Source organism: Micropruina sonneratiae (assembly GCF_025972045.1).
GTDB lineage: Bacteria > Actinomycetota > Actinomycetes > Propionibacteriales > Propionibacteriaceae > Micropruina > Micropruina sonneratiae.
In genome coordinates this window covers 897277-916678 of record NZ_JAPDHX010000001.1, presented here as the reverse complement: position 1 = coordinate 916678, position 19402 = coordinate 897277, and the positions used below count along the sequence as shown (strand labels likewise).

Genomic DNA, 19402 nt, shown 5'->3' with positions numbered 1-19402 from the left:
TCCACCGGGGCCCCTGACGCGTCAGTCGCGCGGCTTCTCCACCATCTCGTAGGTCTCGATCACGTCGTCGACCTTGATGTCGGAGTAGTTGGTCAGCGTCATGCCGCACTCGTAGCCCTCGCGGACCTCCGTGACGTCGTCCTTCTCGCGCCGCAGGGAGGCGATCGAGGTGTCGGTCACCACCACTCCGTCGCGGATCAGACGGGCCTTCGAGTTGCGCCGCACGGAACCGTCGATGACCATACAGCCCGCGATGGTGCCGAACTTGGACGACCGGAAGATCTCCCGGATCTCGGCCTGGCCGGTGACCTTCTCTTCGAAGATCGGCTTGAGCATGCCCTTCAGCGCCGACTCGACGTCGTCGATCGCGGCGTAGATCACCGAGTAGTAGCGGATGTCGACACCGGCCGAATCCGCCAGCTGGGTGGCCTTGCCCTGGGGGCGCACGTTGAAGCCGATGATCACCGCGTCGGACGCCTCGGCCAGCGACACGTTCGTCTCGGTGATCGCACCGACACCGCGGTCGATGACCCGCAGGCTGACCTCGTCGGAGATCTCGATGTTGGCCAGCGCGTCCTCGAGCGCCTCGACCGAACCGGCCGAATCGCCCTTGAGGATGAGCTTGAGCTCCTGCGTCTCGCCCTTCTCGAGCTGCTCGAACAGCTGGTCGAGGGTCTTGCGCCGGGTCGACTTGGCCAGCATCGCCGCCCGCTTCCGGGCCTCGCGCTTGTCGGCGATCTGCCGGGCCATCCGGTCGTCCTCGACGACCAGGAAGTTGTCGCCCGCGCCTGGCACCGAGGTCAAGCCGAGCACCTGCACCGGCATGGACGGCGGCGCCTCGTCGACCTGTTCGCCCTGGTCGTTGATCATGGCGCGGACGCGACCGTGCGCCGAGCCGGCGACAATCGAATCGCCGGTGTGCAGCGTGCCGCGGTGCACCAGCACCGTGGCGACCGGGCCGCGGCCCTTGTCCAGGTGCGCCTCGATGGCCACGCCCTGCGCGGGCATGTCCGGGTTGGCGCGCAGGTCGAGTGAGGCGTCCGCGGTGAGCACGATAGCCTCGAGCAGCTCGTCCAGGCCCTGCCTGGTGGTGGCCGAGACGTCGACGAACATGGTGTCGCCGCCGTACTCCTCGGGCACCAGGCCGTACTCGGTGAGCTGGCCGCGCACCTTGGCCGGGTCGGCGGTCTCCTTGTCGACCTTGTTCACCGCGACCACGATCGGCACCTCGGCCGCCTTGGCGTGGTTGAGCGCCTCGATCGTCTGCGGCATCACGCCGTCGTCGGCCGCCACCACCAGCACGGCGATGTCGGTCGACTTGGCGCCGCGGGCACGCATGGCGGTGAACGCCTCGTGACCCGGGGTGTCGATGAAGGTGATCTTGCGCTCGTTGCCGTCGACCTCGGTGGTCACCTGGTAGGCGCCGATGGCCTGGGTGATGCCACCGGCCTCGCCGGCGACCACGTTGGTGTGCCGGATGGCGTCCAGCAGCTTGGTCTTGCCGTGGTCGACATGGCCCATCACGGTGACGGCCGGCGGACGCGGGGCCAGGTCGGCCTCGCCGCCTTCGTCCTCACCGAACTCGATGTCGAAGCTCTCCAGCAGTTCGCGGTCCTCGTCCTCGGGCGAGACGACCTCGATGGAGTAGTTGAGCTCGGCGCCCAGCACCTGCAGCGTGTCGTCGGCCACCGACTGGGTGGCGTTGACCATCTCGCCCAGGTTGAACAGCACCTGCACCAGCGACGCCGGATCGACACCGATCTTCTCGGCCAGGTCGGTCAACGACGCGCCACGGCGCAGCCGCACCGTCGAGCCGTCACCGGACCGGATCCGGACGCCACCGATCGTCGGGGCCTCCATCTGGTCGAATTCCTGCCTGCGCTGCTTCTTGCTCTTGCGTCCGCGCTTGGCCGGCCCGCCGGCGCGACCGAACGCACCCTGGGTGCCCGACCCGCCGCGGCCACCACGGCCGCGACCGCCGCCACCGGTGGGAGGCCCACCCGCGGGACGTCCGGGACCACCGAAGCCACCCCGGTTCGCGGGACCGCCGCCGGGGCGTCCGCCGCCGCCGAAGCCACCGCGTCCGCCGCCGCCACCGGTGCGGCCCTGGGTGCTGCCCAGGGACGGGTTGGCCTGGCGGGGCATCATCGCGGGATTGGGACGCGGCATGCCGGGCACGCCGGAGCGGGGCCCGGGCCGGGCACCGCCGGGCTGTCCGGGACGCGCGGAGCCGCCACGGGCGTCCGTGCGGCCGGCCGGGGCCGTGCCGCCCTCGGGCCGGGCGCGCCGCACGCCCATGCCCTGGCTGGACGAGAACGGGTTGTTGCCCGGACGCGGTGCGCCGGGCCGGCGGTTGCCGCCCTGGCCGGGCAGGCCGCCGGTGCCACCCGGACGCGGCATCGGCCGCGGGGCCGACGGACGCGGCCCCGGGGTGCCGGACGACGGACGGGCCGCCGTGGCTGCCGACCCTTCGCCGGAGGCCGGACGCGACTGGGCCGCGGGGCGCTGCTGCTCGGCGGGGCGCGCCTGGCCTGCGTCGGAGCGGGCCTGCGGCGCGCTCGGACGCGGCTGCGGCGTCGCCGACGGCCGCTGCTGGACGCTCGGTGCCGGCTGGCTCGCCTGGCTCGCCTGGCCGGACTGGCCGGCGCCCGGGCGCGGGCCGGACGGCCGGGCCTGGGTGCTCTGCTGCCCGCCGGCGGTGGTCGCGGACGCCTGCGGCGCGGACTGCTGAGCCGGAGCGGGACGCGGGACCGAGCCGCCGGGACGGTTGGCCTGGGGCTTGGCGCCGGACGACGGCGCGCTCGGGGCCTTCTCGGCCGACATGCGTTCGTTGAGCCGCCGGACGACGGGCGGCTCGATGGTGGAAGAAGCCGACCGGACGAACTCGCCCATGTCGTTCAGCTTCTTCAGAAGATCTTTGCTTTCGAGTCCGAGCTCCTTGGCGAGCTCGTAGACGCGGACCTTGGCCACTACTCTCCTTCAGGCCCGCGTGGTGCGCAGGCCAGCTAGTTGTTGTTGCTCATTTCGAGGTACTCATCGAGTGGTCATGAGCGTTAGCCCACTTTCTGGTTGGGATCCGCCACGGATCGGCGGAGGCGCACCTGCAAGTCTATCGCCGTCGCCCTCGAATCACCCAACCGGGAGCGTGGCGAGGACATTCCCCACCTCCTTGCCGTCGAGGTTGCGGCGCAGGCCGCGTCCGATCGCCCGCGATTTCAGTGCCCGGGCGGCGCAGGCCGGGTGCAGGTAGACGCCCCGCCCCGGCAACCGCTGGTGGAGGTCGACGACGACCGAGGTTTCGCCGTCCCAGACCAGCCGGACCAGGGCGTCCTTGGCGGCCCGCTCGCGGCAGCCGGCGCACATCCGTTGGGGGGTCGTCACGGCGTCCAAGGGTAGCGGGCCGCACTCACAGGCAGGCCATAGGACGCAGCCAGAGCCTCCACGGAAACGGCCGGTTGAGTAGCGGACATGAACAACCGGGTCTCCACCACGATCGCCGTCCAGCCGGGGCGAGCGTTTGGTGCCGGCGAGCGTGGTGGTGCGGAAGGGAGGCGCGTCTGAACGCACGATCGACTGATTCCTCTTCCCGGCCCGGCTGTCTTCGGACGGCCGGGCTCAGTCGTGTTCGGACGCCGGGGATTCTCACCGAAGGGCCCGCACCGCACCCCGTCATCCCGGCGAACGCCGGGACCCCACCGAGAACCCACCGCACCCCGTCATCCCGGCGAACGCCGGGACCTCACCGAAGGCCGCCCACATCCGTCATCCCGGCGAATGCCGGGACCTCACCGAGGGCATGGGAGAGAAGAAGATCGGTGCCGGGCTGGGAGCGCCTCTCGGCGCGTGGCCGCTCGTAGCGGCAAGTGTTGGAGCCCGGGGCTACCTCAGCCCGACACCGACCGCCAACTATAGGCCGTCCCACCCAGAACCCAAATCCGGCCCGGCTCGAGCGTTGCGCGATCGAAGCGGCGCCCTGCGGACGCTCAGCCGATCAGGCGGTGAGGAACGCTCCCAGCCGCGCCACGGCGTCCGGCACGGAGGCGTGGTACACCCACGTCCCGCGGCGCTGGGCGCGACCCAGTCCTGCCTCGCGCAACACCTTGAGGTGATGGGTGATGACGTGGACTGCTCGAACTGCGGCGTGAGCTCGCACACACAGATCTCGTCGCGTGCGGCGATCAGCGCGTACAGCCGCACCCGCACCGGATCGCCGAGCGCCTTGAAGCCGGCGGCCAGGTCGTCGGGGGCCGGTTCACCGGTCGATCCCTGCCCGGGACAGCAGGCGTCCACCTCGATCGTCATGCCTCTATCGTGACCGATGACGCCGAGGCCGACCTGGCCGAATTACGTGCCAACCTCTTGATTCCAGACTGATCGAATCAGGAGACGCCATGGACGCAGCCGACCTCCCCCAGGCCGTTCACGAGAGGTTCGCGACGTCCGCACAGCGCCTGGTGGGACTCGCCGACAGCACCGACGGCGCGTGCTGCGGCGGCAGCTGCGACCGGATCACCCGCGACCTGTACACAGCCGTCGAAGCGCCGCTGGCCGGCGCCGCCGCAGCCTCGCTCGGCTGCGGCAACCCGACCGCCCTGATCGACCTCAACCCCGGCGACGACGTGCTCGACCTCGGTTCGGGCGGCGGGCTGGACGTCCTGCTGTCGGCGCGTCGCGTCGCTCCGGGCGGCATCGCCTATGGGGTCGACGCCACCGACGAATTGCTCAGCCTGGCCGTGTCCACCGACAAGGACGCCGTGCTCGCCGAGGCGTTCCGGGTACTGCGGCCCGACGGCCGGTTCGCCGCGGCCGACGTCGTCCTGCTGCGCGAACTGGCACCGCAATGGGTGCGGGTGGCGGGGTTGTGGACGGGGTGCGTCGTCGGCGCTCACCGTCACCGACTACCGCGACAAGCTCGTCTCGGCCGGCTTCGGGGCACCCGACGTGCAGATCACGCGGCGCTACGACCGCGACGAGCTAGCCGAACTGGCCGAACCGCTGCGCGACGAACTGCCGGCGGGACGTACGGTGGCGGACGCCGTGGACGCCCTCGATGGCGCGCTGGCCAGCGCCTTCATCAGGGCCGTCAAGCCGCTCGGCCAAGCCCCACGATGATCCGGCCGGCCCGCACCGCGACGGGTCCGGGACGACCCTCCGCCTGATTCACTGCAGGGTGCCGGCCCGCCACAGCCCCGCGCACGCGGTCAGGTCGGACGCCATCTGCTGCAGCCGCTGCGACCGCAGCAGCCATTCGGAGCCCTCCAGGTCGGCACCGCCGGCGGAGGCCACCAGGCAGAAAGCCGCGGCCCGCTCGAGGGCGACGGCGAAGTCGCCGGTAAAGGCGCCGCGCAGAATGTCGTCGGCGACCCGGCGGACGTCGTCGGGCCGGGGCGGATCGATGCCCGCCACCACGTGGTTGGGTTCGGTGAACCGGACGCCGGCGGCGTAGCTGCGCGCCACGCCGGGGGCGTCGGTGCGCATCCACTCGCGCAGGAAGTACAGCCGCCACAACGCACCGGGCAGCGAGCGCGGCGGGCGCGACGACCACAGATCGGCCAACGTCGACAGCCCGATCTCGTCCACCAGGTCGACCAACCGCCTGGTCACCGCCGGATCGTCGGCCGCCCGGCCGGTGCGCAGCAGGACAGCGGCGGTCTCGTGGGCGGCGTGCAGCTGGGCGATCGGGTCGCTGCCCACGCCCATCAGCTCGAGCATGGCCGGGTCACGGAAGGCCGGACGGCGGGGTCTGCTGTTCTCGGAAGGCACCCGCTCAGGGTAGTCGCCCGCCCCCGCGGCCGAATGTCGTTCAGCCCCACCACCGGAACACGACCCTTCTGTCGCGTCCGGGGCGTCCGTTCTCAGCAACGCCGACTGTTCTCGGGTTCCATAGCTGCCCACCGAGTCCCCACGGTCCGAATTGACCGGTCAGGCCGGAAGACGACCCACAGCACACCCACAGCCACCGATCAGGACCGTGCCAGCGGCGTCCGGCTCACTGGTTGTCAGCACAACGAACCGAGATCGGCACGGGAGACTCCAGCACAGATGAACAGCAAGCAGAAGACCGGCCTCGCCATCGGCTCGGCGGTGATCGGTATCGGCGCCGCCTTCGGCGTCGGCTACGCCTTCAGCGGAGCCGCGACCACCACCCAGGCCCAGGCCCAGCCGAGCCAGGGCAGCGGCCAGGGCGAAGGGCCCGGCGGCGAGGGCCGTGGCGGCGGCATGGGCAACATGAGCAACTTCGCCAAGGCGTTGGCCGAAAAGCTGGGGGTCGACGAGGACAAGGTGACCGAGGCGCTGCAGCAGGCCATGCAGGCGAACCGGCCCAGTGGCGACGCCAGCGGTCGCGCGATGCCGAGCGACGGCGCATCGTCCGGAGCGATGCCCAGCGGGGCGCCCAGCAACGGCGGCGGGCCCAACGGCGGCGGCGGTCCCGGTGGGGGCGGCTCCGGCATGGACGACCAGCTGGCCAAGTCGCTGGCCGAGGCGCTCGGCCTGGACGAGGACACCGTTGCCAAGGCGATCGAAGAGGTCCGCTCCGAGCAACAGACCGACCAGCCCAGCGGGGACGCCTCACAGGCCCCGCAACCAAGCGCGAGCGCCAGCGCCTGACCCAGACTCCCGTCGGCAGCGTGACGACCAGCCATCCCCCCGGCGGTCGCTCGCCGAAGCCGCCCCCGGCGGGCTCCACCTCCGGCCCCTCACCATCCCCCGGGTGAGGGGCCGGACGTCGTCCACGCCGGTCCGGCGTTTGATCGAGTTCTCGTACGCCACGTGGTCGAGCGTGGTCGAGAGTCGACTCCGCTTAGGGGTGACCTGCGGTTCAGGGCCCGTTCTCAGCAACACCCACTGCTTTCGGGAACGCCGACTGCTCCCGCGGGGTGTTCCTGGGATTCAGGGGGGCCCGTTCTCATCAACGCCCACTGCTCCCGTGTAAGGTGCCCGGGATTCCCGGGCCCGTTCTCGACAACACCCACTACTTTCGGGAACGCCGACTGCTCTCGTGTTGTGACACGAAAGTAGCCGGCGTAGGTGCGAGTAGTCGGCGTTGCAGAGAACCGACGGCCCCCGACTGAGGCGACCGGGGCCCTGCCGGCCGAGGAACCGACCGACTCGACCGGCGAGGCCGCGTCAGGCCTGGGTGTCGGGGCGTATGTCGATGCGCCAGCCGGTCAGCCGGGCGGCCAGGCGGGCGTTCTGGCCCTCGCGTCCGATCGCCAGTGACAACTGGTAGTCGGGCACGATGGCCCGCGCGGCTCGCGCGGTGGCGTCGGTGACGATCACCTGTGACACCTTCGCCGGCGACAACGCCTCCTTGACGAACTTCGCGGGGTCGGCGGAGTAGTCGATGATGTCGATCTTCTCCTCGTTGAGCTCGTGCATGATCGCCCGGACGCGCTGCCCCATCGGTCCGATGCAGGCGCCCTTGGCCGACACGTCCGGATTGTTCGACAGCACGGCGATCTTGGTGCGGTGGCCGGCCTCGCGAGCGATCGCCTTGATCTCGACCACGCCCTGCTCGATCTCGGGCACCTCGAGCTTGAACAGCTTCTGCACCAGGTTCGGATGGGTCCGCGAGACGACCACCTGCGGCCCGCGCAGCTCCCGCCGCACCGACACCACGTACACCCGCAGCCGCCGGCCGTGGGAGTAGTCCTCGCCGGGCACCTGCTCGGCCAGCGGCATGATCGCCTCGATGCTGCCCAGGTCGACCCGGACGGTGCGCGAGTCGCGGTCCTGCTGCACCACGCCCACCACGATGTCGCCCTCGACGGCGGAGAAGTGGCCGTACTTCTGGTCGTCCTCGGCCTGCCGGATGCGCTGGTAGATCACCTGGCGCGCCGTCGTGGCGGCGACCCGGCCGAAGCCGGCGGGGGTGTCGTCGTACTCACCGATCTTCTCGCCCTCTTCGTCGCGTTCCGGGGCGAAGACGGTGACCCGTCCGGTCTTGCGGTCGACCTCGACCCGCGAACCGGGCACGGCGTTGTCGGTCTTCTCGTACGCGTTCAGCATCGCGTCCTCGAGCGCACCGATCAGCACGTCCATCGGGATCTCGCGGTCGCGCTCCAGGGCGCGCAGTGCCTCCATGTCGATGTCCATGTCACTCCTCGTCGTCGTCGATGCTGCGGTTCAACTCCACCTGGACCACGGCCCGGCCGATGGCTGCCAGCGGCATCGTGCGTGCCGCGCCCGCCACGTCGAGCGTGATGGTGTCGTCGCCGGTGGCGGTGATCCGGCCGGTGATCTCGCCCTCGTCGCCGGTGAGGGTCACCAGGCGTCCGGTGTTGCGGCGGAAGTGCTTGAGCTCGGTGAGCGGCCGGCTGACCCCGCGCGAGGACACCTCCAGCGTCCACGAGCCGTGGCCCATCGCCGGCGCGTCGTCGAGCACCCGGGAGATCTCACGGGTCGCTTCGGCGATCTCGTCGAGCGACGGCCCCCTGCCCCTGGGCCCGTCACCATCGAGGTAGATGCGCACCACCCTGCGCTTGCCGGCCGGGACGACTTCGACCCGGTCGACCTCCAGACCGCAGGCGGCGACCGCCGGAGCCACCAACTCGGTGATGGTTGCTGGATCCATCGCGTCCTCCTCGATCCGGTTTTTCGGTGCAGTTGTCGGGCCCTACGGGCTGGACAGGAAGTTTACCCGGTACCGTCGGGCCGTGATCGGACGCCGGCTGCTGCTGTTGGGTGGCGCTGTCGCGCTGGCCGGCTGCACCGCCGAGACCGTCGACTGGTTGCCGTGGACGTCGCCGACGCCGCTGCCGGTCGAGGTGGCGGACGGGGTGGTCGGACGCGTCGCCGCGACCGCGGCGCTGGCCCGGCACCTGAGCAACAACGCCGTGAAGTGGAAGCTGAGCGAGCGCCGGGTGGCCACCCTGGACTGGTTCGCCGCCGCGACCGACCTGCACGTCGCCGTGCTTTCGTCGGCCGACCCGGCCCGGCGCCAGGTCTCCACCGCCGCACCGCCCGGCGTCACCGCCCCGGGCCAACGAACCGCCGCCGCGACGACCACGGCGTTGACCACCCGGCTGGCCACCCTGGCCGACGCCCACGCCGCCTCGGCCCGCTCGGCGTCCGGCCCCGCGGCCCTGCTGTGGGCGTCGCTGTCCGCGTTCAGCGGCACGATGGCGGGTGTGCTGCCCACCGGCATGGCGGCGCTCGGCGACGACGGCAGCGACCTCACCCCCGACCTGACGGCCACGTCGGCGGCGACGATCCTGGCCCTGACCGAGCAGGCCGCCTACAGCTATGAACTGGCGCTCGCCGCCCGCCGACTGTCGGACGCCGACGGCTCCGCCCTGCGCGGCCGGCTGGACGCCTGGCGGGCGCTGCGGGCCGCCCTCCTCGTCGCCGCACCGAGCGTGACCCCGAGCCCCCCGCCGATCGGCTACGACCTGCGCCCGGCGCGCGACGCCGCCGCGGCGCGGCAACTCGCCGCCACCACCGAGGGCACGGCGCTGCCGCTGCTCGGCGCCTGGCTCGCCGGTACGGCGGCGGCCACCGAACGCAGGCTCGGCGTCGACGCGCTGGCGGCTGCGAACGCCGCGCTGGTCCGTTTCGGCGGGTCGGCGCTGCGCTGGCCGGGCTGGCCCGGCTAGGCGCCCGCGACCGGCCCGTCCGCCCCGGCGACGGCAGCCCCGATCCGGTGAGCGGGCCCAACACCCGGCGTTCCTCGGCGCGCGACGATGGGCTACGCTCAAAAGCAGTTCCACACCGGAGGCAGCAATGGCGCAACGGGGCATGGGTGCGGCGCTCGATCTGGAGCACCTCGAACAGGTTCTGGAGGACTTCTCCGAGGCGACCGGGTTGGCGACCGTCGCCGTCGACCCGCGCGGCACCCCGGTCACCCAGACGGTCGCCTTCACCGACTTCTGCAGGCTCACCCGCTCCGACCCGGTGCGCAGCCGGATGTGCCACGGCTGCGACGCCCACGGCGGCCTGCAGTCGATGATCGAAGGCTCCCCGGTCGTCTACCGCTGCCATTCGGGGCTGGTCGATTTCGGCGTCCCGATCACCGACGGCGACAGCTACGTGGGCGCCATCCTGTGCGGCCAGGTCCGCGTCCCCGAGACCGAACAACCCGACTTCCTCAGCCACGGGTCGTCGTGGCGCGGCGATCGACAGTTGACGGTGCTGTACGACCAGGTGCCCACGCTGAGCCGGCGCAAGATCCGGGCCGCCGCCACGACCCTGCTCGGGCTGGCAGCCGGCATCGACGGCGTCCGGCACCGATCGGTCACGGTGCTGCCGATCCCCGCCCGGCCGCCCGTTCGCCAGACCCGGCTGCTGTCGATCGTCGCCGAGCCCGCGATTGCGCCGGCGCCCGCCGCCGAGCCCGAAGCGGCCCTGCCGAGACTGCGCGAGGCGCTGGGCGCCGAGGATCTGGCCACGGCCTACGGCCTGGTCAGCCGGCGACTGGACGCCGCCTACCGCGACCCGGCCGGGGTGGCCGAGGCCCTGGTCGAGCTGGAGGACGGGCTGCTCGGGGTGGCGCGCGAGCTGACCCCCCGGCTGGCGCCGCACCTGACTGGGGTGGTGCAGCGACACCGTGACCGGCGCACCGCCTCGACCAACCGCTACCAGGTCCAGCTCTACCTCGAGCGGACGCTGGGCATGATCCTCGACGAGGTGATGCGCTCGCATCCGGCCCGACGGCGCGACCTGCGTGACCTGCTGAACACGATCGCCCGGCACCCCAACCGCGCCCTGTCGCTGACCGAGGCGGCCGCCGCCACCCACTTCTCCCCCGGCCACCTGTCGAAGTTGTTCAAATCGGTCACCGGCTACACATTCGTGTCGTATGTGACGGCCTGGCGGATCGCCCGGGCGCGGCTGTTGTTAGCGTGCACCGAAACGCCGGTGCAGAGGATCGCGGCCGACCTCGACTTCAAGCAGGTCAACTACTTCTCCAGGGTGTTCCGGGCGCACACCGGAATGTCGCCCAGCGAGTACCGGCGCCAGTGTTCCGCGCGTGACGGGAGACCCGCCGATGTACCGCTTCCAACTCACGACCACACTGCGCTACGGGCCTGACTCGCTGGACGAACTGTCCACCCTGGACGGCCGGCGCGTGCTGATCGTCACCGACGCCTTCCTGGCGACCACTCCCCTGTTCGGCCGGGTCAAGGAGGCCCTGCGCGGCGCCGAGGTCGCCGTGTTCGACCGCGTCCGGCCCAACCCCGACACCGCCGCGGTCGGCGCCGGGCTGGCCGCCTTCCTCGAGTTCGGACCCGAGGGCATCGTCGCGCTCGGCGGTGGGTCGCCCATCGACACCGCCAAGACGGTCCGCAAGCTGGCCCTCGAACAGGGCCGCGACCTGCCGGCGGGGCTGACCGTCATTCCGACCACGTCCGGCTCCGGCTCGGAAGTGACCTCCTTCGCGGTGGTCACCCGCGCCGACGGTCGCAAACTGCCGTTGAGCTCGGCCGACATGCTTCCCGAGTTGGCCATCCTCGACCCCGAGGCGGTGCTGACCGCGCCTCCCAAGCTGACCGCCGACTCGGGCATGGACGCCGTAAGCCACGCCATCGAGGCCTACGTCGCCACCGGCTGCAACGACTTCTCCGACGCACTGGCCGAGAAGGCGTTGCGGCTGGCAGGCGAGCATCTTCCGGTGTGTTTCCGCGACGGTTCGGACGCCGTGGCCCGCGAGCACCAGCATGCGGCGGCCTGCATGGCCGGGATCGCCTTCCAGAACGCGGGGCTGGGCATCGTGCACGGACTGTCGCACTCCATCGGCAGCGCCTTCCCGATCGCGCACGGCCGGCTGAACGGCATCCTGCTGCCCACGGTGATCAACTTCAACGCCGGCGACCTGGGCTGGCGTCCCGGTGACCCAGGCCCGGTCGCGCGGCGCTACGCGGCGTTGGCCCGGGCGCTGGGGCTCACGGCGTCCGGCGACCGGAACCTGGTGCGGGCCCTGATCGGGTGGGTGGAGCGGTTGCGCAACGAGTTGTCGATGCCGGCGACGGTGTCTGCGGCCGGGGTCGCCAGCGCGGACTTCCTGGCCGCCGTGCCCGATCTCGCGGCCGCCGCCCGGGTCGACTTCTGTACCGCCGGCAACCCGGTGCAGCCGTCGGAGGCCGAACTGGCGGGGATCCTGCGCCAGGTCGCGTAACGCGATTCCGGCGTTCGCTGGACGACGGGACGGGGCGTGCCCGGGGTTCCACGGGCTCGAGCAGCCTGCCTCGTCAGGCGAGCCGTTCGCGCAGGGCGTCCAGGCCGGCGCCGGTGACTGCGGACACCTGCAGCACCTCGCCGACGCCGGCGAGCCGCAGGTGGTCGCCGGCGGTGTCGATCTGGCCCGGGGACGCGATGTCGGTCTTGGTCACCACCCCGATGCTGGGAGGCATGAAGAAGGTGGTGAAGCCGGGTGGGAACTTCAACTCGGCCACTGTCGCCGAGGCGAGCAGCACCACCAGTTCGACCTCGTAGGAAGCCAGCCGCAGGGCGTGCTTGAAGTACGGCAGCTCCAGGTACTCCCCCGGCGTGTCCATCACCGTGCCGTCGGTGTAGATCGTCTCGGTCTTGGAGTAGTTGAGGGCGGCGCCGTGCAGCGCCTGCAGCAGGGTGGTCTTGCCGCAGCCGACGCTGCCGACCAGCAGGATCCGCTTCACCCCGGCCTCAGGTACGGGTCATCGGCGGCCTCGCGAACCCGAGCTCACCGCACAGGATCGCCACCACGTTCTCGACCGCCGACTCGACGTCGGTGAGCCGACCGAGCACCACCAGGGAACCGGAGAACCGGTCGACGAAGCCCAGTTCGACGTCCGCGGCCTTGGTAGCGATGTCGGCGGCGATGATCGAGGCCTCGCTCGGCGTGATCGTCATCACCCCGATCGCACCACCCTCCGGCGGCAGGCCGATCTTCGGGTACAGCCGCGCGTCCGGGTTCGCCACCACGTGGGCCAGCGTCACCTGCTTGCCCGGCACGAACTCCTGAATGATCCGCTGCTTGTCCACCATCGCGTCCGCCATCGGCTGCCTCACCTCGCCGCCATCCTGACCCCGCGCCGCCCCGTCGGCAAGCGATCGGAGCGTCCTGTGCTCAGTTGCACGAATCGGTTCCCGAGTTGCACGAAACGGTCGAGCAAGGCGGCCGCAAGCCCACCGGAAAGTGGCCCCGGCGAGCCGTTTTCGTGCGCACCACCCGGCCTAGCCTCGGCCTCGGAACCCGTCCGGCAAGGCAGCCGGCGGCCGGAGATCCCAACGAAGGAGTCCGTAATGCAAGAAGCCCTCGGGATGGTGGAGACGAAGGGTTTCGTCGCCGCCGTTGAAGCCGCCGACGCGATGGTGAAGTCGGCCAACGTGATCCTGATCGGAAGCCAACGAGTCGGTTCGGGCCTGGTCACCGTGCTGGTGCGCGGCGACGTCGGCGCCGTCAAGGCCGCCACCGACGCCGGCGCGGTCGCCGCGCAGAACATCGGCGAGCTGGTCTCGGTGCACGTCATTCCGCGTCCGCACAACGACGTGGAGAAGATCCTCCCGTCCGCCGCGAAGTGAGGCTGACCCATGGCTACTGAAGAACTGGTCAACCAGATCATGTCCGCGGTGATGAAGAAGCTGGACGCCCCGGCGTCCGCCGCCCCGGCCCCGGCCCCGACCGCCTCGGGCGCGCGTCCCGCCAGCACCGAGTTCGTCGGAACCAACGCGCTGGGCGACACGATCGGCCTGGTCATCGCCAACGTCGACCCGCAGATCCACGAGCTGATGAAGATCGACGCCAAGTACCGCTCGATCGGCATCGTCGGCGCCCGCACCGGAGCCGGCCCGCACATCTTCGCCGCCGACGAGGCGGTCAAGGCGACCAACACCGAAGTGCTCACCATCGAGCTGCCCCGCGATACCAAGGGCGGGGCCGGGCACGGCTCGCTGATCGTGTTCGGCGCCGAGGACGTCTCCGACGCCCGCCGGGCCGTCGAGGTCACCCTGGCCGAGCTGGACCGCACCTTCGGCGACGTCTACGGCAACGACGCGGGCCACCTGGAGTTCCAGTACACCGCCCGCGCCAGCCACGCCCTCAACAAGGCGTTCAACGCTCCCCTGGGCAAGGCCTTCGGCATCACCGTCGGGGCTCCGGCCGCGATCGGCGTCGTGCTGGCCGACACCGCGGTGAAGGCGTCCACCATCGACGTGGTGGGCTACGCCAGCCCGGCCGCCGGCACCAGCTACTCCAACGAGGTCATCTCGTTCTTCAGCGGTGACTCCGGCGCGGTCCGGCAGGCCATCATCGCCGCCCGCGAGGTGGGCCGCGGACTGCTCGCCGCCCTGGGCGACTTCCCCGAATCCACCACCACCCCCTACATCTGAGATCGGGGCGACTCCGTGAGAAGCAAGCGTTTCGAGGCACTGGACGCCCGTCCGGTCAGCCAGGACGGCTACGTGACCGAATGGCCCGAGGTGGGCCTGATCGCCATGAACAGCCCCAACGACCCCAAGCCGTCGATCAGGATCGAGGGCGGCGTCGTCACCGAACTGGACGGCAAGAAGCGGGCCGACTTCGACATGATCGACACGTTCATCGCCGACTACGGCATCCGGCTCGACAACGCCGAACGGGTCTGCGCGACGGATTCGCTCGAGTTGGCCCGCAAGCTGGTCGACTTCAACGTGCCGCGCGCCGAGGTCGTCGCACTGACCACCGCGATGACCCCGGCCAAGATCACCGAGGTCGTCGGAACGATGACCGTGCTCGAGATGATGATGGCGGTGACCAAGATGCGGGCCCGCAAGTCGCCCGCGAACCAGGCCCACGTCACCAACCTCAAGGACAACATGGTGCAGATCGCGGCCGATGCGGCCGAGGCTGCACTGCGTGGGTTCGCCGAGCTGGAGACCACCGTCGGTATCGCCCGGTACGCACCGTTCAATGCCATCGCACTGATGGTCGGCGCCCAGGTCGGACGTCCCGGCATCCTCACCCAGTGCGCGGTGGAGGAGGCCACCGAGCTCAACCTCGGCATGCGCGGCTTCACCGCCTACGCCGAGACGGTGTCGGTCTACGGCACCGAGCCGGTGTTCATGGACGGTGACGACACTCCGTGGTCGAAGGCCTTCCTGGCCTCCTGCTACGCGTCTCGTGGCCTGAAGATGCGGTTCACCTCGGGCACCGGCTCCGAGGTGCAGATGGGCTACGCCGAGGGCAAGTCGATGCTGTACCTGGAGGCCCGCTGCCTCTACATCACCAAGGCGGCCGGCTCGCAGGGCATCCAGAACGGATCGGTCTCCTGCGTCGGCGTCCCCGCGGCGGTGCCCGGCGGCATCCGGGCCATCCTCGCCGAGAACCTGATCGCGACCGCCCTCGATCTGGAGTGTGCGTCGTCCAACGACCAGACGTTCACCCACTCCGACCTGCGCCGGGTCGCCCGGTCGCTGATGCAGTTCGTGCCCGGCACCGACTTCATCTGCTCCGGCTACTCGGCCACGCCCAACTACGACAACATGTTCGCCGGTTCGAACTGGGACGCCGACGACTACGACGACTGGGTGATCATTCAGCGCGACCTGAAGGTCGACGGCGGGCTGGTGCCGGTGCTGGAGGACGACGTGGTGGCGGCCCGCAACAAGGCGGCCAAGGTGATCCAGGCGCTGTTCCGCGAACTCGGCCTGACCGAGGTGACCGACGCCGAGGTGGAAGCGGCCACCTACGCGCGAGGCTCGCAGGACATGCCGGACCGCAACGTGGTGGAGGACCTGAAGGCCGCCGAGGACCTGCTCAAACGCGGGCTCACCGGCGTCGACATCGTGAAGGCACTGGCCCGGGCCGGTTACGACGATGTCGCCAAATCGGTGTTCGGAATGCTCAAGCAGCGCGTCGCGGGTGACTACCTGCACACCTCGGCGATCCTCACCGGCGACTTCGCCGTGATCAGCGCGGTCAACGAGCCCAACGACTACCGCGGGCCGCAGACCGGGTACCAGATCAGCGACGAGAAGTGGGCGCAACTGCAGGCCATCCGGCAGGCGATCAGCCCCGAGAGTGTCTGAGGAGACGGCGATGACAGTCATGGACGAGAAAACCCTGCGCAGCATCATCGAGGAGGTCGTCAACGAGTTCGCCGGTGGTGCCCCCCGGGGTGGCACGGCCGTCGCGACCGCACCCAGCGTCAGCTCGGCGTCCGGTTCGCTGCGAATCAGCGAGGACGGCCCGGCCGAGCGGGGCATCAACCCGCGTGAGGTGGTGATCGCCCTGGCGCCGGGGTTCGGCGGCCGGATGACCAGCACCCTGATCGACCTCGACCACGGTGACGTGCTGCGCGAGTTGTGCGCAGGCATCGAGGAGGAGGGCCTGTCCTACCGGTTCATCCGGGTGTTCCGGACCGCCGATGTCGGCTTCATCGCCCACGAGGCGGCGAAGCTGTCGGGGTCGGGCATCGGGATCGGTATCCAGTCGCGCGGCACGACGGTGATCCACCAGAAGGACCTGCCGCCGCTGTCGAACCTGGAGCTGTTCAGCCAGGCCCCGCTGATCGACCTGGACACCTTCCGGGCGATCGGCAAGAACGCGGCCAAGTACGCCAAGGGCGAGTCGCCGTCCCCGGTGCCGGTGCGCAACGACCAGATGGCCCGCCCCAAGTACCAGGCGATCGCGGCGCTGTGGCACATCAAGGAAACCCAGCTGTGCGACGCGGCCAAGAAGACCCAGGCCCTTCGGGTCGAGTACCGGTAGGAGAGACTGAGATGGAATCCGAAGAGCTGATCCGCCAAATCATGGCGGAGGTGATGGCCAACCTCGGCAAGGACCAGGTGACCTTCGCCAAGAAGCCGGCCGCCGCGAACGGCTCGTCCGCCGCGAACGGCTCGTCCGCTGCGGGCCGGGCCGACGCCGGCGACTACCCGTTGGGCGAGAAGATGCCCGACCGGATCAAGTCGAACACCGGCAAGGTGCTGCGCGACTTCACCCTCGAGCAGGTGAAGTCGGGCCAACTCGTCGCCGACGACTTCCGGATCGCGCCCGAGACCCTCGAACTGCAGGCCCAGGTGGCCGAATCGGTGGGCCGCGACAGCCTCGCCCGCAACATGCGCCGGGCCTCCGAGCTGATCAAGGTGCCGGACGACGAACTGCTCCAGGTCTACAACGCGCTGCGGCCCTACCGCTCGACCAAGGCCGAGCTGTACGGCATCGCCGACGGCCTGGAATCGAAGTACGGCTGCCCGATCAACGCCGCCTTCATCCGGGAAGCCGCCGACGTGTACGAGAAGCGCGGCCGGCTGAAGACCGACTGAGGCCCGTGCCGTCATGACCCTGATCGCCGGCATCGACATCGGCAACGCGACCACCGAGGTGGCGCTCGCGGAGGCGTCCGCGGGCGCCGCCCCGGCGTTCGTCGCGTCGTCGATCGTGCCGACGACGGGCATCAAGGGCACCGCCCAGAACACCCAGGGCGTGTTCGCCGCCCTCACCCAGGCGCTGGACGCCGCCGGCCGCCCGCTGGCCGACCTCGGCCTGATCCGGATCAACGAGGCCGCCCCGGTGATCGGCGATGTCGCGATGGAGACGATCTCCGAAACCGTCATCACCGAGTCGACGATGATCGGGCACAACCCCACCACGCCCGGCGGCCTGGGCATCGGGGTCGGCACCACGGTGCCGGTCGACGACCTGCCCCGGCTCTCCCCCGGCACCCCCTACGTGGTGGTCGCCGACCGCGGCCACGGCTTCGAGCAGGTGGCTGCGGCGATCAACGCGGCGTCCGAGCGGCTCGACATCACGGGGGTGATCCTGCAGCGCGACGACGGCGTGCTGGTGCACAACCGGCTCACCCGCAAGGTGCCGATCGTCGACGAGGTGGCGCTGATCGACAAGGTGCCGATCGGGATGCCGGCCGCGATCGAGGTGGCCGACGTGGGGCGGATCATCGAGACCCTGGCCAACCCCTACGGCATCGCCACCCTCTTCGGCCTCGATCCCGACGAGACGGCCTCGGTCGTGCCGATGGCCCGCTCACTGGTCGGCAACCGTTCGGCGGTCGTCATCAAGACCCCCGCCGGCGACGTCACCGAGCGACGCATCCCGTCCGGCTCGCTGCAGTTCGTCGGCGAACGGAGCGCCGAGGTCGACGTCGACCTGGGCGCCGAGGAGATCATGCGGGTCGCCGGCAGCGTCGGAGAGATTCGCAACATCAAGGGTGAGCCCGGCACCAACGTCGGCGGCATGATGGAGAAGGTCCGGGTGGTGATGGGCCGGCTCACCGACCGCGATCCGGGGGGGATCGAGGTCACCGACCTGCTGGCCGTCGACACCCAGGTGCCGCAGGCGGTCACCGGCGGACTCGCCGGTGAGTTCCATCTCGAGGCCGCCGTCGGCATCGCCGCCATGGTGCGCGCCGACAAGCTGCAGATGCAGCGGATCGCGACCGAGATGACCGAGCAGCTCGGCATCGCCGTCGAGGTCGGCGGGGTCGAGGCCGACATGGCCGTCCGGGGGGCGCTGACCACGCCGGGCTCGTCGGTGCCGATCGCGATCCTCGACATGGGTGCCGGATCGACCGACGCCGCGGTGCTGCGGGCCGGGCAGCAGCCCCGCTCCATCCACCTCGCCGGCGCAGGCAACATGGTCACCCTGCTGATCCAGTCCGAGCTGGGCCTGGAGACGTCCGAGGACGCCGAGAACGTCAAGCGGTACCCGCTGGCCAGGGTCGAGACGCTGTTCAACATCCGCCACGAGGACGGCACGGTGCAGTTCTTCGACGAACCGCTGCCGCCGCACACCTTCGCCAGGACCGTGGTGCTGCACCCCGAGGGGATGATCCCGCTGCCATTGCGGCAGCCCCTGGAGGTGATCCGCCAGGTCCGCATCCGGGCCAAGGAGCGGGTCTTCGTCACCAACGCGCTGCGGGCGCTGAGGGCGGTCAGCCCGACGGCGAGCGTGCGCGACATCGCGCACGTGGTGCTGGTCGGCGGCTCGGCGCTCGACTTCGAGATCCCGCAGCTGGTCACCAGGGCGCTCGCCGAGTACCGGGTCGTCGCCGGCAGGGCGAACATCCGCGGCACCCAGGGCCCGCGCAACGCGGTGGCGACCGGACTGGTGCTGGCGTGGGAGGGGTCGCGATGAGGCCGATCAGCGACGCCGAACGCCCCCGGATCGGGCTGCGGGTCAACGACCGGCTGCCCCGGGACCGGATCGCCGAGGTGCTGCACGGCATCGAGGAGGAGGGCGTCCCCGTCGAGGTGATCGTGGACGCCGAACTGAACCCGCTGCAACTGGCCCACGCCGCCAGCCTGGCCTCCCGGCTCGGGATCGGCATCGGGATCAGCCTCGACTGGGTGGTCACCACCACCGAGAAGCTGCCGCCGGGGCGTCCGTACCTGGTCAGCGTGCTGAACCAATCCGAGACCACCGACCGCGCCGCCGGGGCAAACGCCGCCCGGCTGGTGAAGCGGATGCCACTGAACGTCTGAACAG

Annotated in this window: 21 protein-coding genes; 12 read left to right on the top strand and 9 right to left on the bottom strand. The window is 70.8% G+C overall.

Annotated elements, in window-relative coordinates; translation table 11 throughout:
• Positions 1-21 precede the first annotated feature (21 nt).
• From infB to OIE40_RS04555, 4 genes are all read right to left on the bottom strand, one after another.
• A complete protein-coding gene (gene infB, locus OIE40_RS04570; protein WP_264700440.1) occupies positions 22-2970 on the bottom strand; it encodes a translation initiation factor IF-2 in 2949 nt (982 codons plus the stop codon).
• Between the two features lie 159 nt (positions 2971-3129).
• A complete protein-coding gene (locus OIE40_RS04565; RefSeq protein ID WP_264700438.1) occupies positions 3130-3381 on the bottom strand; it encodes a YlxR family protein in 252 nt (83 codons plus the stop codon).
• A 610-nt stretch (positions 3382-3991) separates the two neighbouring features.
• Positions 3992-4153: a helix-turn-helix domain-containing protein gene (locus tag OIE40_RS04560; protein ID WP_264700436.1), complete on the bottom strand. Its 162-nt coding sequence runs from the start codon at positions 4151-4153 to the stop codon at positions 3992-3994.
• 226 nt (positions 4154-4379) lie between these two features.
• Complete coding sequence (locus tag OIE40_RS04555) at positions 4380-4889, bottom strand: hypothetical protein (RefSeq protein WP_264700434.1); 510 nt, start codon at positions 4887-4889, stop codon at positions 4380-4382.
• A gap of 52 nt (positions 4890-4941) precedes the next feature.
• On the opposite strand from OIE40_RS04555, the gene OIE40_RS04550 reads away from it, so the two are divergent.
• Positions 4942-5112, top strand: a complete 171-nt coding sequence (locus OIE40_RS04550; RefSeq protein WP_264700433.1) for a hypothetical protein — start codon at positions 4942-4944, stop codon at positions 5110-5112.
• A gap of 48 nt (positions 5113-5160) precedes the next feature.
• On the opposite strand, the gene OIE40_RS04545 is transcribed toward OIE40_RS04550, so the two are convergent.
• Entirely contained in the window at positions 5161-5763 is a 603-nt protein-coding gene (locus OIE40_RS04545; protein ID WP_264700432.1) for a hypothetical protein, read from the bottom strand.
• Between the two features lie 279 nt (positions 5764-6042).
• Between OIE40_RS04545 and OIE40_RS04540 the strand changes: the two genes are divergently transcribed.
• Complete coding sequence (locus OIE40_RS04540; RefSeq protein WP_264700431.1) at positions 6043-6609, top strand: Clp protease N-terminal domain-containing protein; 567 nt, start codon at positions 6043-6045, stop codon at positions 6607-6609.
• Between the two features lie 519 nt (positions 6610-7128).
• Here OIE40_RS04540 and nusA read toward each other — a convergent pair.
• Complete coding sequence (gene nusA, locus OIE40_RS04535; RefSeq protein WP_264700429.1) at positions 7129-8097, bottom strand: transcription termination factor NusA; 969 nt, start codon at positions 8095-8097, stop codon at positions 7129-7131.
• A 1-nt stretch (position 8098) separates the two neighbouring features.
• A complete protein-coding gene (rimP, locus tag OIE40_RS04530) occupies positions 8099-8575 on the bottom strand; it encodes a ribosome maturation factor RimP (protein ID WP_264700427.1) in 477 nt (158 codons plus the stop codon).
• 82 nt (positions 8576-8657) lie between these two features.
• On the opposite strand from rimP, the gene OIE40_RS04525 reads away from it, so the two are divergent.
• The 3 genes from OIE40_RS04525 (at position 8658) to OIE40_RS04515 (ending at position 12115) form a co-directional block, all read left to right on the top strand.
• A complete protein-coding gene (locus OIE40_RS04525; RefSeq protein WP_264700426.1) occupies positions 8658-9596 on the top strand; it encodes a DUF4439 domain-containing protein in 939 nt (312 codons plus the stop codon).
• 127 nt (positions 9597-9723) lie between these two features.
• Positions 9724-11031, top strand: coding sequence for an AraC family transcriptional regulator (locus OIE40_RS04520; protein WP_264700425.1), 1308 nt, complete (start codon positions 9724-9726; stop codon positions 11029-11031).
• Positions 10970-12115: an iron-containing alcohol dehydrogenase gene (locus tag OIE40_RS04515; protein ID WP_264700424.1), complete on the top strand. Its 1146-nt coding sequence runs from the start codon at positions 10970-10972 to the stop codon at positions 12113-12115. The genes OIE40_RS04520 and OIE40_RS04515 overlap by 62 nt, the downstream gene beginning before the upstream one ends.
• A gap of 73 nt (positions 12116-12188) precedes the next feature.
• On the opposite strand, the gene OIE40_RS04510 is transcribed toward OIE40_RS04515, so the two are convergent.
• Together OIE40_RS04510 and OIE40_RS04505 are read right to left on the bottom strand one after the other, a co-directional pair.
• Positions 12189-12614, bottom strand: coding sequence for a EutP/PduV family microcompartment system protein (locus tag OIE40_RS04510; RefSeq protein ID WP_264700423.1), 426 nt, complete (start codon positions 12612-12614; stop codon positions 12189-12191).
• Positions 12615-12621: 7 nt separating this feature from the next.
• Positions 12622-12987, bottom strand: a complete 366-nt coding sequence (locus tag OIE40_RS04505; protein ID WP_319805201.1) for a BMC domain-containing protein — start codon at positions 12985-12987, stop codon at positions 12622-12624.
• A 234-nt stretch (positions 12988-13221) separates the two neighbouring features.
• Here OIE40_RS04505 and pduA point away from each other — a divergent pair, with 234 nt between their 5' ends.
• From pduA to OIE40_RS04470, 7 genes are read left to right on the top strand one after another with little or no spacing between them, the layout of a single operon-like run.
• Positions 13222-13500, top strand: coding sequence for a propanediol utilization microcompartment protein PduA (pduA, locus tag OIE40_RS04500; RefSeq protein ID WP_264700422.1), 279 nt, complete (start codon positions 13222-13224; stop codon positions 13498-13500).
• Positions 13501-13509: 9 nt separating this feature from the next.
• The gene (pduB, locus tag OIE40_RS04495) at positions 13510-14307 is read left to right on the top strand and encodes a propanediol utilization microcompartment protein PduB (protein ID WP_264700420.1); all 798 of its coding nucleotides are present in this window, start codon (positions 13510-13512) and stop codon (positions 14305-14307) included.
• Positions 14308-14322: 15 nt separating this feature from the next.
• Positions 14323-15984 carry a propanediol/glycerol family dehydratase large subunit gene (locus OIE40_RS04490; RefSeq protein WP_264700418.1) on the top strand — a complete coding sequence of 554 codons (1662 nt, stop codon included), beginning with the start codon at positions 14323-14325 and terminating at the stop codon, positions 15982-15984.
• Positions 15985-15994: 10 nt separating this feature from the next.
• Positions 15995-16666: a propanediol/glycerol family dehydratase medium subunit gene (locus tag OIE40_RS04485; RefSeq protein ID WP_319805200.1), complete on the top strand. Its 672-nt coding sequence runs from the start codon at positions 15995-15997 to the stop codon at positions 16664-16666.
• Between the two features lie 11 nt (positions 16667-16677).
• A complete protein-coding gene (locus OIE40_RS04480; protein ID WP_264700417.1) occupies positions 16678-17223 on the top strand; it encodes a diol dehydratase small subunit in 546 nt (181 codons plus the stop codon).
• Between the two features lie 13 nt (positions 17224-17236).
• The gene (locus tag OIE40_RS04475) at positions 17237-19051 is read left to right on the top strand and encodes a diol dehydratase reactivase subunit alpha (RefSeq protein ID WP_264700416.1); all 1815 of its coding nucleotides are present in this window, start codon (positions 17237-17239) and stop codon (positions 19049-19051) included.
• Positions 19048-19398, top strand: coding sequence for a glycerol dehydratase reactivase beta/small subunit family protein (locus OIE40_RS04470; RefSeq protein ID WP_264700414.1), 351 nt, complete (start codon positions 19048-19050; stop codon positions 19396-19398). The genes OIE40_RS04475 and OIE40_RS04470 overlap by 4 nt, the downstream gene beginning before the upstream one ends.
• Positions 19399-19402 lie beyond the last annotated feature (4 nt).